This is a genomic window from Actinoplanes sp. NPDC024001, assembly GCF_040638955.1.
Taxonomy (GTDB): Bacteria; Actinomycetota; Actinomycetes; order Mycobacteriales; family Micromonosporaceae; genus Actinoplanes.
Window position 1 is genome coordinate 17069 of the sequence record NZ_JBEZZB010000055.1, and the last position, 12647, is coordinate 29715.

Genomic DNA, 12647 nt, shown 5'->3' on the forward strand with positions numbered 1-12647 from the left:
GAAGCCTGCGCAGCATGAAACTTCCTGCCGCCCGGGGGCCGATGTCGGCCGCGTTGATCGACGTCCTCAGCGGGAAGGGTGGCGCCCTGCCGTCACCGCCGCTCACCTTCGACGAGGAGGATCTGCACCTCACCCTTTTCGTCTGCTACGAATTCGCCTACCGCGGCTGGGACGGGGTGGACGACTCCTGGGAGTGGGATCCCGGGATGCTGCGGCTGCGCGCCGCCGCCGAGAAGCAGTTCGAGACCGATCTGTACGCGCTGGTCGGCGCCCCGGAGCCGGTCGAACCGGAGACGGTGCCGGCCCGTCTGCGGGAGATCGCGGACGCCGACGACGGCCCGTCGCTCTCCGGATATCTGCGGGCCCGCGCGTCGTACGACGAGTTCCGCGAATTCGTCATGCACCGCTCCGTCTACCACCTGCGGGAGGCGGATCCGCACACCTGGGCGATCCCGCGCCTGGCCGGTGACCCGAAGGCCGCCCTGATCGAGATCCAGCTGGACGAGTACGGCGGCGGCGTCACCCCCCGCATGCACCAGGAGCTGTTCAAGCAGACGATGCGCTGGTTCGACCTGGATCTGACGTACGGCGCGTACGTGGACTCGGCCGGCGCCGCGACGCTCGCCACGAACAACCTGATGTCGCTGTTCGGCCTGCACCGCCGCCGCCGGGGCGCGCTGATCGGTCACCTGGCCGCCTACGAGATGACCTCGACGCAGCCGAACCGCGGGTACGGCAACGGCCTGCGCCGGCTCGGCGGCGATCCGTCCGCCACGGCCTTCTACGACGAGCACGTGGAGGCGGACGCGGTGCACGAGCAGATCGCCGCGTACGATCTGGCCGGCGCCTTCGCCCGGGCCGAACCGGACCTGGCCGGTGACGTGCTGTTCGGCGCCCGGTGCGCGCTGGCCCTGGACGCCCGCTGGGCGCAGGGCCTGCTCGCGGACTGGGCGGCCCGCCGCCCGGCGGAGGTCGCCGCATGACCGTCGAGCAGACCGCGACCCGCCCCGAGCTGACCGCCGCCGACACCGCGCTGGTGGAGCTCGGCCGGCGGCTGAAGGCCGACGGTTACCGCTTCACCACGGTCACTCCGGCCACCCACGCGCGGGTCAACCGGCGCCCGGCCAACGCCCGCGCCCGCGGCCCGCGGGACGTCTTCGGCTGGAGCCGCCCGTTCGGCCCCGGCGTGCTGCCGGACTCGATCGTGACGGTGATGGACGAGGCGGGCGTGCTCGACCGGTCCGGGGACGAGTGGCGCAGCCGGGTCCGGTTCTCCAGCTATGACGGGGAGCTGTTCGTGCACTCCGCCTTCCCGACGGACGACGAGAATTCGGTCTTCTTCGGCCCGGACACCTACCGGATGGCGGACGCCGCGGCGGCCTGCCTGGCGGCCCGTGAGCAGCCGGTGCGCAGGGCGGTGGACATCGGCTGCGGCACCGGCGCCGGGGCGATCACGGTCGCGAAGCGGGCGCCGGAGGCGGAGGTGCTGGCTGTCGACATCAACCCGATGGCTCTGCGATATGCCGGCGTCAACACCGCCCTCGCCGGGGTGCGCACGGTCCAGCCGTGCCACAGCGACCTGCTCTCCGGCGTCGACGGCGACTTCGACCTGATCATCTCCAACCCGCCGTTCATGATCGACCCGGCCGGTCGGGCGTACCGGGACGGCGGGTCGCACGGCTACGAGCTGTCCCTGGCGATTCTCGGCGCGGCGCGGGAGCGGCTCGCCCCGGGCGGTTCGCTGGTGCTGTTCAGCGGCACCGGCATCGTCGACGGTGACGATCCGCTGCGGGCGGCCGCCGCCGAGTGCCTGGCCGGCAGCGATCTGCGCTGGTCATACCGGGAGGTGGACCCGGACGTCTACGGCGAGGAACTGGACGGGACGGCGTACGCGCACGCCGAACGCATCGCCGTGGTCGTGCTGACCGCCACCCGGCCGGCCCGGTGACCGGGGCGCCGACGGTCGGTGTCGAGGAGGAGTTCCTCCTGCTCGACCCGGCGACCGGGGAGAACGTGCCGGCCGCCGGCGCGGTGCTGGACGCGCTGCCGGCCGGTCTGCGGGAGCAGAGCCGGCCGGAGTTCCGGCTCAGCATGGTCGAGATGGTCACCCCGGTCTGCACCGGCCTCGCCGAGGTCGGGGAGCACCTGCGCCGGCACCGGCGGGCCGCTTCCGAGGCGGCCGGCGCCGCGGGCTGCTGCCTGGTCGCGGTGGGCGCCACCCCGGTCGCCGAGCCGCGGCTGACCGTCGCGGACGTGCCGCGTTACCGGGCGATCGCCGACCATTACGGCCCGATCGTGCGGGATCCGGCGGTGTGCGGCTGCCACATCCACGTCGGTGTGGCCGACCGGGAGCTGGCCGTCCTGGCCGGCAACCACCTGCGGGCCTGGCTGCCGGTGGTGCAGGCCCTCAGCGTGAACTCACCGTTCCACGCGGGCGCCGACACCGGCCACGCGAGCTGGCGGTCCATGCAGCTGGACCGCTGGCCGACGCTGGGACCGGCGCCGGCGTTCGCCTCCGCCGCCGACTTCGACCGCACGGTCCGGCTGCTGGTCGACTCGGGCGCGATGCTCGACGAGAACCTGGTGCTCTGGTACGCGCGCCCGTCGTCCCGCTATCCCACGCTGGAGGTGCGGGTGGCCGACGTCTGCCTGAGCGTCGACGACACCGTGCTGCTCACCGGCCTGGTCCGGGCCCTGGTCGCCACCGCCACCGAGGCCGTCGCCGCCGGGCGGCCCGCGCCCGACGTGCCGGACGGCCTGCTGCGGGCGGCCCACTGGAACGCGGCCCACCAGGGCCTCGACGGCACCCTGCTCGACCTGGGCCGGCGGGAGCCGCGACCGGCGTGGGACCTGGTCACGGATCTCGTCGAGGCGATCACCCCCGCGCTGGACCGGCACGGCGACCTGGACCTGGTGCACGCCGGGCTGGACCGGCTCCGCGCCGGGGGCACCGGCGCGCGCCGCCAGCGGGAGACCTACGTCCGCACCGGTTCCCTGCCGGCGACGCTCACCGAGCTGGCCCGGCAGACGGTCCGTTGAGCGCGACGGGATGCAGCACGTCGTGCGTCCGCAGGCGCCCGCACATGCCGGGCCGCTCGGCAGGGCTCTGCGGCGACGCGTACTGGGCCGCCTCCCGCAGATGCGAGCCGTCGCCGCCGCTCAACGCCTGGAGCAGCGCTTCCGTGCGCCGGGTTTCCGCCTCCACGGTGGAGCGCCACAGCTCGCGCCACCCGTCCACGGCCGGGCGGACCAGCGCCACCGCCTGCTCGTAGAACCCGTCCAGCAGCGCCGGGTCGGCGGCCAGCCGCAGGAAGCCCGCGACGGCCAGCTCCCGGCGCTGCGGCACGGGCAGCGCCACCGCCTCCCGGTAGCTGTCCGGCTCGGCGAGCACCGACGGCGGGAACGTCATCACGGCATCGCCCGCCTCGGGCAGCCCGGCGTTCGACATCACCACGACGACCCGCAGGTGACCGTGGTTGACCGCGCGGTGGATCGTGCCCGGGGTGAACCACACCGTCGACCCCTCGGCGAGCGGCGTCACCCGGTGCCCGGAGGGATCCAGGGTGTGCAGCTCACCGGCCCCGCCGACCACGACGTAGGCCTCGGTCGAGGCCAGATGCACGTGCGGGGTGCCGCCGGCCAGGCCGTCCGCGGCGCAGGCGTCCGGATAGACCGTCAGCCGCGTCACCGAGGTGCCGCCGGGAAAGGACACGGCGCTCACCAGCGCTTCTCGCTTGCGCTGAGCACGTCCCGGCCACGTTCGGCGAGGGTACGGGTACCGAACTCGCCGTGGTCCCCGGAGGCGATGACGACCGCGTACCGGAAGGCGAGGCTCTGTCCGTCGGGCAGGTCGAGTTCCTCGCTGAAGAACGGCGCCGGGTTCAGGCAGGCGAACTCCTCGCTGCGGGTGAACCACTGCGGCGGGTGGTGCGGGTTCGCGGTGTCGTCGACGATCACGACGGTGGACGCGGTGTCGGTCCCGTCGTGGCGGCCGCGGAAGGCGAACCACTCGGCACGCTTGCCACGCAGGTCGTCGGCGCCGGTGCCGTCGGGCGACTGGACGACGCCGCCGGTGAACGAGCGCGGCCCGCGCCAGAAGAGCCCGCCGTAACCGGCGTTCTCCCGCCCCTTGGTGGTCGGCGAGCCGAACGCGAGGGCGCCGCCGGACACGTTGGTCATCTCGGTCTCGAACATCAGCGTCCAGGCGGTGTCGCCGGCCAGGGCGGCGGTCAGCGCGCGCCGCTCGGTGAGGACCGGCGCGCCCCGCTGCGAGGTCCAGTCCAGCTCGTGGCGCAGCGTCGCGCCGTCGCCGGTGACGGACAGCTCGGTCATCGCCCGGTGGGTGGCGCTGCCGTTGTTGTCGAGCTGCACGTAGAACCGGCCGTGCACATAGGTCGGCCCGCCCCAGAAGTTGTGCTCACCGACGTGCGGCAGCGACCAGGCGATCCCCTTGTGCCAGACGTGGTCGTGCGGACGGTAGAGCGACACCAGCTCACCGCTGCGGGTCCGGATCGGGTGCAGGTAGGGCTTCGGCGACTCCCGTTGCGGAGTGTCCGGGCAGTAGACGTACGTGAAGAGGGGGACGTCGCCGTCCGAGACGGTGACCGAGCTGCCGAGTGTGTGGTCGACCCTCATCGGGCACGCACCGCCTCCCACGGCGCGCCGGTCCCGTTCATCCGGGCGGCGAACGGGCTGTCCGGGCCGATCTCGCCGCGGCGCACCGGCGCACCGGTGAACGCCGAGGCGTAGAGGGCGGCGATGAACTCCATGGTCCGTCTCGTCTCGTCGAGGGTGACCGGCGGCGGGGCGCCGGTGTCGAGGGCGTCGAGCACCGCGCTGAGCTGCCCGCCATGGCCGCTCACCGGGCTGCCGGGATCCGGCTCCCAGCGGATCTCGTGGCCGGGCGCCGGGGTGACGGTCCAGTCGGCGTCGGTGTAGCCGTAGAGGTGGTCCAGTTCGACGGTGGCGTGCTCGTAGTCGAACCGCAGGCGCGACGTCTGCCGTGGCGAGACCACCGAGTTGACCACCGAGGCGACGGCGCCGTCGGCGAAGGTCACGATCGCCATCGACACGTCCTCGGTGTCCACCTGCCGATCGCGGCGGGCGGCGACCGCGGTGACCTGCTCCCACGGGCCGAGCACCGACAGCAGCAGGTCGAACTGGTGGATGCCGTGGCCCATGGTCGGCCCGCCGCCCTCGGTCTCCCATCGGCCGCGCCACGGCACCGCGAAGTAGGCGGCGTCGCGGAACCACTGGGTCTCGCAGGTGGCGAGCAGCGGGCGGCCGAGCTCGCCGGCCGCGGTCATCGCCCGCAGCCGCACCGCCCCGGCGCCGAACCGGTGCTGGAACACGGTCGCCACGTGCGCGCCGGTGTCGCGGGACACCTCGGCGAGCTCGTCCAGCTCGGCCAGCGACAGCGTCGGCGGTTTCTCGACGAGCACGTGCACGCCGGCCTCCAGGCACTGCCGGGCGAGCGGCGCGTGCGTCGACGGCGGGGTGCAGAGATGGACGAGGTCGAGCTCGCCGCCGGCCAGCAGGGCGGTCAGGTCGGTGGCCACGGCCGGCGCGTGCCAGGCCTCGGCGAACGTGCGCGCACGATCGGCGTCGAGGTCGGCGACCGCGGTCAGCCGTACCCGGTCGGGGTGGTCCTGGATGGCCTGGGCGTGCGCCGCGGCGATGGCGCCGGTGCCGACGACGGCCGCGCGATATCGGGGGTCAGACATGCTTCCGTAGCTCCTCGCAGGTGCAGGAAAGCGCTTTCCTTCATCGTCCAGCAGCACTGGTCGGCGGTCAATAGAACGTTTCAACGGTGACACAGGACAAAGTGTCTTGATCGCGATAGAACTCCGGCCCGGGCGGGAGCAGGCTGTTCGGCGTCCCTCGATGTCTTGGAGAAGTCATGCTGGAGTCCACAATGCGCCGTCGTGCCCTGTTCGCCGCGGGTGGCGCCGTCGCCGGATCGATCGCTCTCGCTGCCACCCCGGCCGCCGCCTCGGGCCAGCGGCCAGAGACCCCGCGCGCCGCCCTGCGCGCGCTGATAGAAGGAAACCGCCACTTCGTCGCCGGGCGGGCCCGGCACCCGCGGCAGGGCCCGGAGCGGATCCGCGAGGTCGCCGCCGGTCAGGACCCGTTCGCGGTGATCCTGGGCTGCGCCGACTCCCGGGTCGCGCCGGAGCTGCTCTTCGACCAGGGCATCGTGACCTGTTCGACAACCGGGTGGCCGGCAACATCGTCGACGACCTGCTGCTCGGCAGCATCGAATACGCGGTGGAGGAGTTCGCTCCCCCGCTGGTCGTGGTCCTCGGCCACGAGCGGTGCGGCGCCGTCTCCGCGACGATCAACGCCATCCGCACCGGCACCCAGCCGCCCGGCCACATCGGCGCGCTGGTCGACGCGCTGCGCCCGATCCTCACCCCGTTCGCCAACGACCCCAACGGCGTCGAGCTGGGAGTGCGGGCGAACATCCGGGCACAGGCCGAGGCGCTGGTCGAGCAGAGCGAGATCGTCCGCGAGGCGGTCGAGCACGGCACCACCGCGGTGGTCGGGGCTCGCTACGACCTCGACACCGGCCTGGTCACCATCGTCTGACAATCGCTCGGTGGAGTTGCGGCGCGCTCCGCGCCGCAACTCCACCCAGGCACAACTTGCGGGTGAGGTCGCGGCGCGGCATCACACGGTGGGTAGGTCGCGGATCCAGAGGTCGAGGCGCCGAGACGGGACGGTGGGGTCGTCGGCGTCGACGACGGCCAGCAGGCGGATGCCGTCGGCGGTGATCTCGCGCACCGCCAGCCCCTCCACCTTGTCCGGCTCGGGCAGTTCGGCGACCGCGACCACCCGCTCCCCGTCGAGCAGGGCCACCGCCGCGCCGACGACCGGGCCGTCGTCCACGGCGTTCGGGGTGTCCTCGGCGGCCGCGCTGACCAGCACCCGGCCGTCCGGCAGCGCCACCGCGTCGGTGATCGCCAGCGCCACGCTGCCGATCGTGCCGAGGTCGTACCGTCGTACCCCATCGATCTTGATAGGGGCGGCGGCCTCGCCGCTGATCGCGGCGAGCAGCGCCGCGAGATCGACATCGACGCTCGCGGTGGGCGCTCCGGCCGCGAGGTTGGCGCGCTGGAACCAGCGCAGCCGGTCGCCGACCAGGCAGGCACCCTCCAGGTTCAGCTGGTCGGGACGCAGGTCCAGGGCAAGGGCCACTTCCCGGTACGCCGAAGTCACGTCCGCAGTCGCGAACGACGCCCCCGGCCGCACCAGGGACGCCCGCATCCGCGCCGGCGACGAGCCGGAGCCGAGCAGCAGCACCCCGGACGGGACCGGGCAGGCCGCCTCGAAGTCCGGCTTCAGGTGTTTCGTGCCGGCCGCCTCGCTGAACACCTCCAGACCCTCGACCGGTTCGGCGACGCGCACCGCCACCGTCGATCCGGGCCGCACCCAGGCCGCGTGGGTGGCGTCGTCCTGCACCACCAGCCATCCGTCGCCGAACGGCGCGACCGCGGAGGCCGCCCGCACCGGCGAGCCGTCGTCGAAGGTCAGGTCCGTCTTGTCTGCCACCTCTACCCGCACGCCTCCACCCTCTCAGGTTTCGGCGAGCCAGTGGCGGGCCTCGTGATACGCCTCCAGGCTTGACTCGCCGACCACCTCGCTCGCCTCGAAGATCCGGACGCCGTCCATCCGCACCAGCGTCCGGTTGCGTTCCACCTGCCGGACCACCGCCGGGTCGACGCCGCTGAGGTAGAGCCGTCCCCCGCCGTCGGCCAGCCGCTCGGCGTAGTCGGCCAGGACCGCGAAGGCGGTCGCGCCGAGCATGACCCGGCCCCGCAGCCGGAGCACCACGGCGGGACGGTCCGCTCCGGCTGGGTCGGGCAGGCGGGACTGGAGGGTCCGGGCGCCGGCGTAGAAGAGGCTGCCGTAGACGTCGAGCAGAACGACCCGCCCCGACTCCAGCCGGGGCGCGGCCGGCCGTTCGAGGAAACCGCCCCGGTGCGGGACCAGCTCCACCACCCGCAGGTCGATCGCCTCCTGGTTGAGCTGCATGAGCAGGGACAGCACCAGGCCCAGCCCGACCGCCGCGGCCACCGGCAGGAAGAGGGTCGCCACGAACGTCGAGATCATCGCGATCTGGGAGATCCGCCCGGTGCGCAGGATGGCCCGGGCCGCTCCGGGCCGCAGCGACCCGACCGCCGCGAAGATCAGCACCGCGGCCAGCGTCGACATCACCACCGCCCCGACCAGCCCGGAGAAGAGCAGCAGGATGAGGGCCATCCACAGGCCGGAGAAGATCGCGGCCCAGCGTCCCGCGGCGCCGGCCGAGAGGTTCAGCGCGGTCCGCCCGACCGAGCCGCCGACCGGCTGGCCACGGAAGAGCCCGGCCAGCACGTTGCCGACGCCCTGCGCCACGAAGTCGCGGTTCGCGTCGGAGCGGCTGCGGTCCGGGTTGGGCGCGGACTCGCTGACCCCGGCGCCCTGCACGAGCACCACCGCGGCGACCGCGAACGCGCCGGTGAGCAGGCTGAACGAGAAGTCCTCGAGCCGGGGCAGGACCGGCATGGGCAGGCCGCTGGGGATCTCGCCGATGTCACGGACCCGGGGCGCCCCACCGGCGGCCAGCACGGCCACCGCGAGGCTGGGCAGGATCAGCGCGATCAGCGTGGAGTACGCGGCCACCCGGGTGCGCCGCAACACCACCAGGATCGCCAGGGCGCTGATCCCGGCCAGGGCCGCGGCCGGCTGCACCCGATCCGGGTTCAGGATCAGGTCCCACGCCTTGGCCAGCGCGAACGGCCCGCTGGTGTCGGCGCCCACGAGGTGCGGGAGCTGCCCGAACACGATGTTGGCGGCCACCCCGGAGAGGAAGCCGATCATCACCGAGTGCGGCACGAACCGGGTGTAGCGGCCCAGTTTGGCGATCCCGGCGACGATCATCAGCGCCCCGGCGAGCACGGTCAGCAGGAACATCGCCCGCGGCCGGTCCTCATCCGGGACGGACGCCAGCGCCGACCCGGCGGCGAGCGCGGCCGCGCTGGTCGTGGTGATCACCATGAGGCGGGTGCTGGACGTCAGGCCCCCGCCGACCGGGCCGGCGATGCTCGCGTAGAGGCCGTGCACCGGGTTCACCCCGGCCAGCACGCTGGCGGCCATCCCGTCCGGCACCCCGCTGATCGCCCCGGGCAGGCCGGCGACGACGTCTTTGCGCAGCGTGCCCCGCTCCGGCGCCACCCGGCGCAGCCATCCTGTCGTCGCCACCCGGCCAGTGTGGGTGTGCCGGGCGGGCCCGGACCTCATCCGGCGCGGGTGAGGCCGGGCGCGCCCGGATGGGACAGGCTGGGCCGATCCGATCTCAGGGGTGGTGGATGCGATGTCCCGAGCAAGGGATCCGAAAGTCGTCGTGATCAAGGCGCGTGCCGCGGGCCGCAACCTCTCGGCGCTGGGCAACCGAGCCGGCCGGCAGGCGGTGGTCATCGGCGCGGAGGGCGCCCGGCGTACCGGTGGGGCGTGGACGGTGCTGCGTTACGGGCCTCCGCCGTCACGGCGCCGCCGGCGGACGGTGCTCTTCAGCGCGATCGTCGCGGCCGGGGCGATCGGCGCCGCCGCGGCGCTGGCGGTGCAGCGCAGACTCGCCGCCGAGCCGGTTCCCGCTCTCCACACCACGACGCCGGCGCCCGATCAGGGTGGCGTCCGTACGTCACCCTGAGATCGTGGTACGCCTCATTCTCAACATTCTCTGGTTCATCTTCTTCGGCTGGGCGCTCGGTATCGCGTACGGGATCGCCGCTCTGATCTGTTTCCTGCTGATCGTGACGATCCCGTTCGGTGTCGCCTCGCTGCGGCTGGCCGTCTACGCCGTCTGGCCGTTCGGGCGGACCATCGAGAGCCGTCCCGGTGTGCACGTCGCCTCCGGGATCGCCAACATCCTGTGGCTGGTGCTGGCCGGGTGGTGGATCGCCCTCACGCACATCCTTGCCGGGATCGCCCAGTGCGTGACGATCATCGGCATCCCGTTCGGCATCGCCAACTTCAAGCTGGTCCCGGCGGCGTTGTGGCCGCTCGGCCGGGAGATCGTCACCCTGCCGTAAAGGCCGCTGTGGGGATTTCGGGTGCGCTGGGCGCCCGAAGTCCCCACGATCATTTGGGCAGGCCGGCCAGGAGCTTCTCGGTCAGCGTGGTCAGCGTCGCCAGCTCGGCCGGGGTGAGAGCGGCGAACCACTCGGCCACCGCCGCCTCGTCGTCCGCGTCCCGCTCGCTCCAGTAACGGGCGCCGTCCTCGGTCGCGGCGAGGCGGCGCCGGCGCCGGTCGGCCGGGTCCGGCTCGGTGCGCAGCATGCCCTTGCGCTCCAGCGCGGCGACCAGCTGGGCCACGTTCTGATGGGTGGTGCCGAGCGCGGCGGCGGCCTCGGTCAGCGCCGGCCGGTCCAGCGCCCGGACCACGGTGAGCAGGGCGGCCTGCTGGGTGGTGAGCCCGTCGGCGCGCAGGCGGTCGTCCATCAGGTAGCGCAGCCGCTGGGCCAGCACCAGGCTGGCCCGGAAGGCGCGCACCGGCGGGGTGAGCCGGGAACCCTCGCCCAGGTCGAAGAGGCTTGACATTCGCAATATATTACACACATGGTCAGCAATATATTGCGCAACTCGATCTGCCTGCTGCCGCACTGCGCCTACCTGTCGCAGACCTCCCGCATGATCGAGATCTACCGGGCGCTCCAGCAGCGCGGCGTCACCCCGCGGGTCGCCACCTACGGCGGCACCTTCGAGTCCGCCCTGCGCGCCGCCGGCATCGACTACGACCTGATCGGGCCGCGGATGGACGACGAGCGCTGCTCCCGTTTCCTGCGCGAGCAGCCGAGCAGCGGGCCCGTCCGGCAGAGCGCCTACAGCGACGCGGAGCTGCGGGCGTACGTGACGGCCGAGGCGGAATACTTCACCCGCCACGGCATCGGCACGGTGGTCACCGGCTTCTCCCTGACCGCCACCCTCTCCAGCCGGCTCGCCGGCATCCGCCTCGTCACCGAGCACTCGGCCAGCTGGGCGCCGCCGGTCTTCCGGAGCCGGCCCCTGCCGCCGGCCGTCCGGCTCACCGGCGCGCTGCTGAGCCGGGTGCGCTTCTACTGCGGTGGCTTCAACCGGGTCGCCGCCGAGCTGGGCGTGCCCGGGCTGCCCAGCACCGCCGCCCTGCTGCAGGGCGACCTCACCCTGGTCACCGAGGCGCCGGAGGTGCTCGGTGTGCCGGCGGAGCGGATCGAGGCCTGGCGGCCCGGCCGCGGCTACCGCCCGGGAACCCGGTTGCGGGTCACCGGCCCGCTCTTCGCCCACCTCCCGGTTCCCCTTCCGGACGAGGTGGAGCGGTTCCTGGACCAGCCCGGCCCGGTCGTCTACGTCGCCATCAGCTCCAGCACCGCCGGTCTGGTGCGCGCGACGGTCCGCGCCCTGCGCCCGCTCGGCGCCCGTGTCCTGGTCGCCGGCACGGTCCACGACCTCAGTGACCTCGCTGACGACCGGGTGCTGGTCGGCGGCGTCCTGCCCAGCCACCTGGTGATGCCCCGGGTGGATCTCGCCGTCACCTCTGGCGGGCAGGGCAGCGTGCAGACCGCGATGGCCGCCGGGGTGCCGCTGCTCGGCCTCCCGTTACAGATCGAGCAGCAGCTCAACGTCAGCCTGGTGCGGCGGCGCGGCGCCGGCCGGTGGGTGCGGCCCCGCGACGCCGGCGGCCCGCGCCTGACGGCGCTCGCCGGCGAGCTGCTCACCGACGGTCGCTACCGGCAGGCCGCTGAGGAAATCCGCAAGGTGTACGCCGACATCGACGGTCCCGCCAACGCGGCCGATGCCATCCTGGCCGGAGGGTAGAGTTTTCTCCCCCTCCGATCCGGGTGCAGGCATCAGCGATTACCAGCGGTTTCCTCCCTAGCGTCGTAGCCATGACAACGACAGTGGACACCACCACCGCGGTCTCGCTGCGCGGGGTGACACGCACGTACGGACGTGGCTCCGCGGCGATCCGCGCGGTCGACGACGTCGACCTGGACCTGCCGCGCGGCGGGTGGACCGCGGTGATGGGCCCGTCCGGCTCGGGCAAGTCCACACTGCTGCACCTGGCCGCCGGGCTGGAACGCGCCGACGCGGGCCGGGTGGTGGTGGCCGGCACCGATATCACCGACGCCGGCGACCAGCAGCTCACCGAGCTGCGGCGCACCCGGATCGGCTTCGTGTTCCAGAGCTTCAACCTGATCGGCTCGCTGACGGCCGAGCAGAACGTGGCGCTGCCGCTGCGGCTGGCCGGGCACGCGCCGCGCCGGGCCGAGGTGCGCTCGGTGCTCACCGCGGTGGGGCTCGCCGACCGGGTCCGGCACCGGCCCCGCGAGCTCTCCGGCGGCCAGCAGCAGCGGGTTGCGATCGCCCGGGCCATGGTGACCCGGCCGGAGGTGCTCTTCGCCGACGAGCCGACCGGCGCGCTGGACTCCACGGCCGCGCGTACCGTGCTGGACCTGCTGCGGGCCATGGCGGACGGCGGGCAGAGCATCGTCATGGTGACCCACGACCCGGGCGCGGCGGCCCGCGCCGACGCGGTGGTCTTCCTGCGCGACGGCCGGGTCGTCGACCGGCTGGCCGGCGCGGACACGCACGCGGTCGCCGAGCGGCTCGCGGCCTGGGAGCGCTGA

At 73.6% G+C, this 12647-nt stretch carries 14 protein-coding genes; 8 read left to right on the forward strand and 6 right to left on the reverse strand.

Annotated features, from left to right (window positions below; genetic code table 11):
- Positions 1-14: 14 nt before the first annotated feature.
- Genes AB0F81_RS22210 through AB0F81_RS22220 form a run of 3 tightly spaced genes read left to right on the forward strand, consistent with a single transcriptional unit; the run spans position 15 to position 3039 of the window.
- Positions 15-983, forward strand: a complete 969-nt coding sequence (locus AB0F81_RS22210; protein WP_360200132.1) for an iron-containing redox enzyme family protein — start codon at positions 15-17, stop codon at positions 981-983.
- Positions 980-1948 (forward strand): class I SAM-dependent methyltransferase, encoded by a 969-nt coding sequence (locus AB0F81_RS22215; RefSeq protein ID WP_360200134.1) that lies wholly within the window; start codon positions 980-982, stop codon positions 1946-1948. The genes AB0F81_RS22210 and AB0F81_RS22215 overlap by 4 nt, the downstream gene beginning before the upstream one ends.
- Complete coding sequence (locus AB0F81_RS22220; protein ID WP_360200136.1) at positions 1945-3039, forward strand: glutamate--cysteine ligase; 1095 nt, start codon at positions 1945-1947, stop codon at positions 3037-3039. Before AB0F81_RS22215 ends, AB0F81_RS22220 begins: the two co-directional genes overlap by 4 nt.
- On the opposite strand, the gene AB0F81_RS22225 is transcribed toward AB0F81_RS22220, so the two are convergent.
- The 3 genes from AB0F81_RS22225 to AB0F81_RS22235 are packed head-to-tail and all read right to left on the reverse strand — an operon-like array spanning position 3008 to position 5723.
- On the reverse strand, positions 3008-3721 hold the full coding sequence (locus tag AB0F81_RS22225) for a cupin domain-containing protein (RefSeq protein WP_360200138.1): 714 nt from the start codon (positions 3719-3721) through the stop codon (positions 3008-3010). The genes AB0F81_RS22220 and AB0F81_RS22225 overlap by 32 nt on opposite strands.
- Positions 3718-4635, reverse strand: a complete 918-nt coding sequence (locus tag AB0F81_RS22230; RefSeq protein WP_360200140.1) for a PmoA family protein — start codon at positions 4633-4635, stop codon at positions 3718-3720. The genes AB0F81_RS22225 and AB0F81_RS22230 overlap by 4 nt, the downstream gene beginning before the upstream one ends.
- Positions 4632-5723 carry a Gfo/Idh/MocA family oxidoreductase gene (locus tag AB0F81_RS22235; RefSeq protein WP_360200142.1) on the reverse strand — a complete coding sequence of 364 codons (1092 nt, stop codon included), beginning with the start codon at positions 5721-5723 and terminating at the stop codon, positions 4632-4634. The genes AB0F81_RS22230 and AB0F81_RS22235 overlap by 4 nt, the downstream gene beginning before the upstream one ends.
- Before the next feature lie 493 nt (positions 5724-6216).
- Between AB0F81_RS22235 and AB0F81_RS22240 the strand changes: the two genes are divergently transcribed.
- The gene (locus AB0F81_RS22240; protein WP_360200144.1) at positions 6217-6588 is read left to right on the forward strand and encodes a carbonic anhydrase; all 372 of its coding nucleotides are present in this window, start codon (positions 6217-6219) and stop codon (positions 6586-6588) included.
- Positions 6589-6669: 81 nt separating this feature from the next.
- Here the strand turns inward: AB0F81_RS22240 and AB0F81_RS22245 are convergent, their stop codons facing one another.
- On the reverse strand, positions 6670-7551 hold the full coding sequence (locus AB0F81_RS22245) for a hypothetical protein (protein WP_360200146.1): 882 nt from the start codon (positions 7549-7551) through the stop codon (positions 6670-6672).
- A gap of 24 nt (positions 7552-7575) precedes the next feature.
- Positions 7576-9243, reverse strand: a complete 1668-nt coding sequence (locus AB0F81_RS22250; protein ID WP_360200148.1) for a SulP family inorganic anion transporter — start codon at positions 9241-9243, stop codon at positions 7576-7578.
- A gap of 112 nt (positions 9244-9355) precedes the next feature.
- Here AB0F81_RS22250 and AB0F81_RS22255 point away from each other — a divergent pair, with 112 nt between their 5' ends.
- Together AB0F81_RS22255 and AB0F81_RS22260 are read left to right on the forward strand one after the other, a co-directional pair.
- On the forward strand, positions 9356-9691 hold the full coding sequence (locus AB0F81_RS22255) for a hypothetical protein (RefSeq protein WP_360200150.1): 336 nt from the start codon (positions 9356-9358) through the stop codon (positions 9689-9691).
- Positions 9692-9695: 4 nt separating this feature from the next.
- Positions 9696-10073 (forward strand): YccF domain-containing protein, encoded by a 378-nt coding sequence (locus AB0F81_RS22260; RefSeq protein WP_360200152.1) that lies wholly within the window; start codon positions 9696-9698, stop codon positions 10071-10073.
- A 49-nt stretch (positions 10074-10122) separates the two neighbouring features.
- On the opposite strand, the gene AB0F81_RS22265 is transcribed toward AB0F81_RS22260, so the two are convergent.
- The gene (locus AB0F81_RS22265) at positions 10123-10581 is read right to left on the reverse strand and encodes a MarR family transcriptional regulator (protein WP_360200154.1); all 459 of its coding nucleotides are present in this window, start codon (positions 10579-10581) and stop codon (positions 10123-10125) included.
- Between the two features lie 18 nt (positions 10582-10599).
- On the opposite strand from AB0F81_RS22265, the gene AB0F81_RS22270 reads away from it, so the two are divergent.
- The gene (locus tag AB0F81_RS22270; protein WP_360200156.1) at positions 10600-11835 is read left to right on the forward strand and encodes a glycosyltransferase; all 1236 of its coding nucleotides are present in this window, start codon (positions 10600-10602) and stop codon (positions 11833-11835) included.
- A gap of 71 nt (positions 11836-11906) precedes the next feature.
- Positions 11907-12647, forward strand: a complete 741-nt coding sequence (locus AB0F81_RS22275) for an ABC transporter ATP-binding protein (RefSeq protein WP_360200158.1) — start codon at positions 11907-11909, stop codon at positions 12645-12647.

Bases quoted from the DNA above. Each gene is read 5' to 3' on its own strand.
- AB0F81_RS22210 (WP_360200132.1), top strand. From the start codon at position 15: ATGAAACTTCCTGCCGCCCGGGGGCCGATGTCGGCCGCGTTGATCGAC.
- AB0F81_RS22215 (WP_360200134.1), top strand. From the start codon at position 980: ATGACCGTCGAGCAGACCGCGACCCGCCCCGAGCTGACCGCCGCCGAC.
- AB0F81_RS22230 (WP_360200140.1), bottom strand. From the start codon at position 4,635: ATGAGGGTCGACCACACACTCGGCAGCTCGGTCACCGTCTCGGACGGC.
- AB0F81_RS22235 (WP_360200142.1), bottom strand. From the start codon at position 5,723: ATGTCTGACCCCCGATATCGCGCGGCCGTCGTCGGCACCGGCGCCATC.
- AB0F81_RS22255 (WP_360200150.1), top strand. From the start codon at position 9,356: ATGTCCCGAGCAAGGGATCCGAAAGTCGTCGTGATCAAGGCGCGTGCC.
- AB0F81_RS22265 (WP_360200154.1), bottom strand. From the start codon at position 10,581: ATGTCAAGCCTCTTCGACCTGGGCGAGGGTTCCCGGCTCACCCCGCCG.
- AB0F81_RS22270 (WP_360200156.1), top strand. From the start codon at position 10,600: ATGGTCAGCAATATATTGCGCAACTCGATCTGCCTGCTGCCGCACTGC.
- AB0F81_RS22275 (WP_360200158.1), top strand. From the start codon at position 11,907: ATGACAACGACAGTGGACACCACCACCGCGGTCTCGCTGCGCGGGGTG.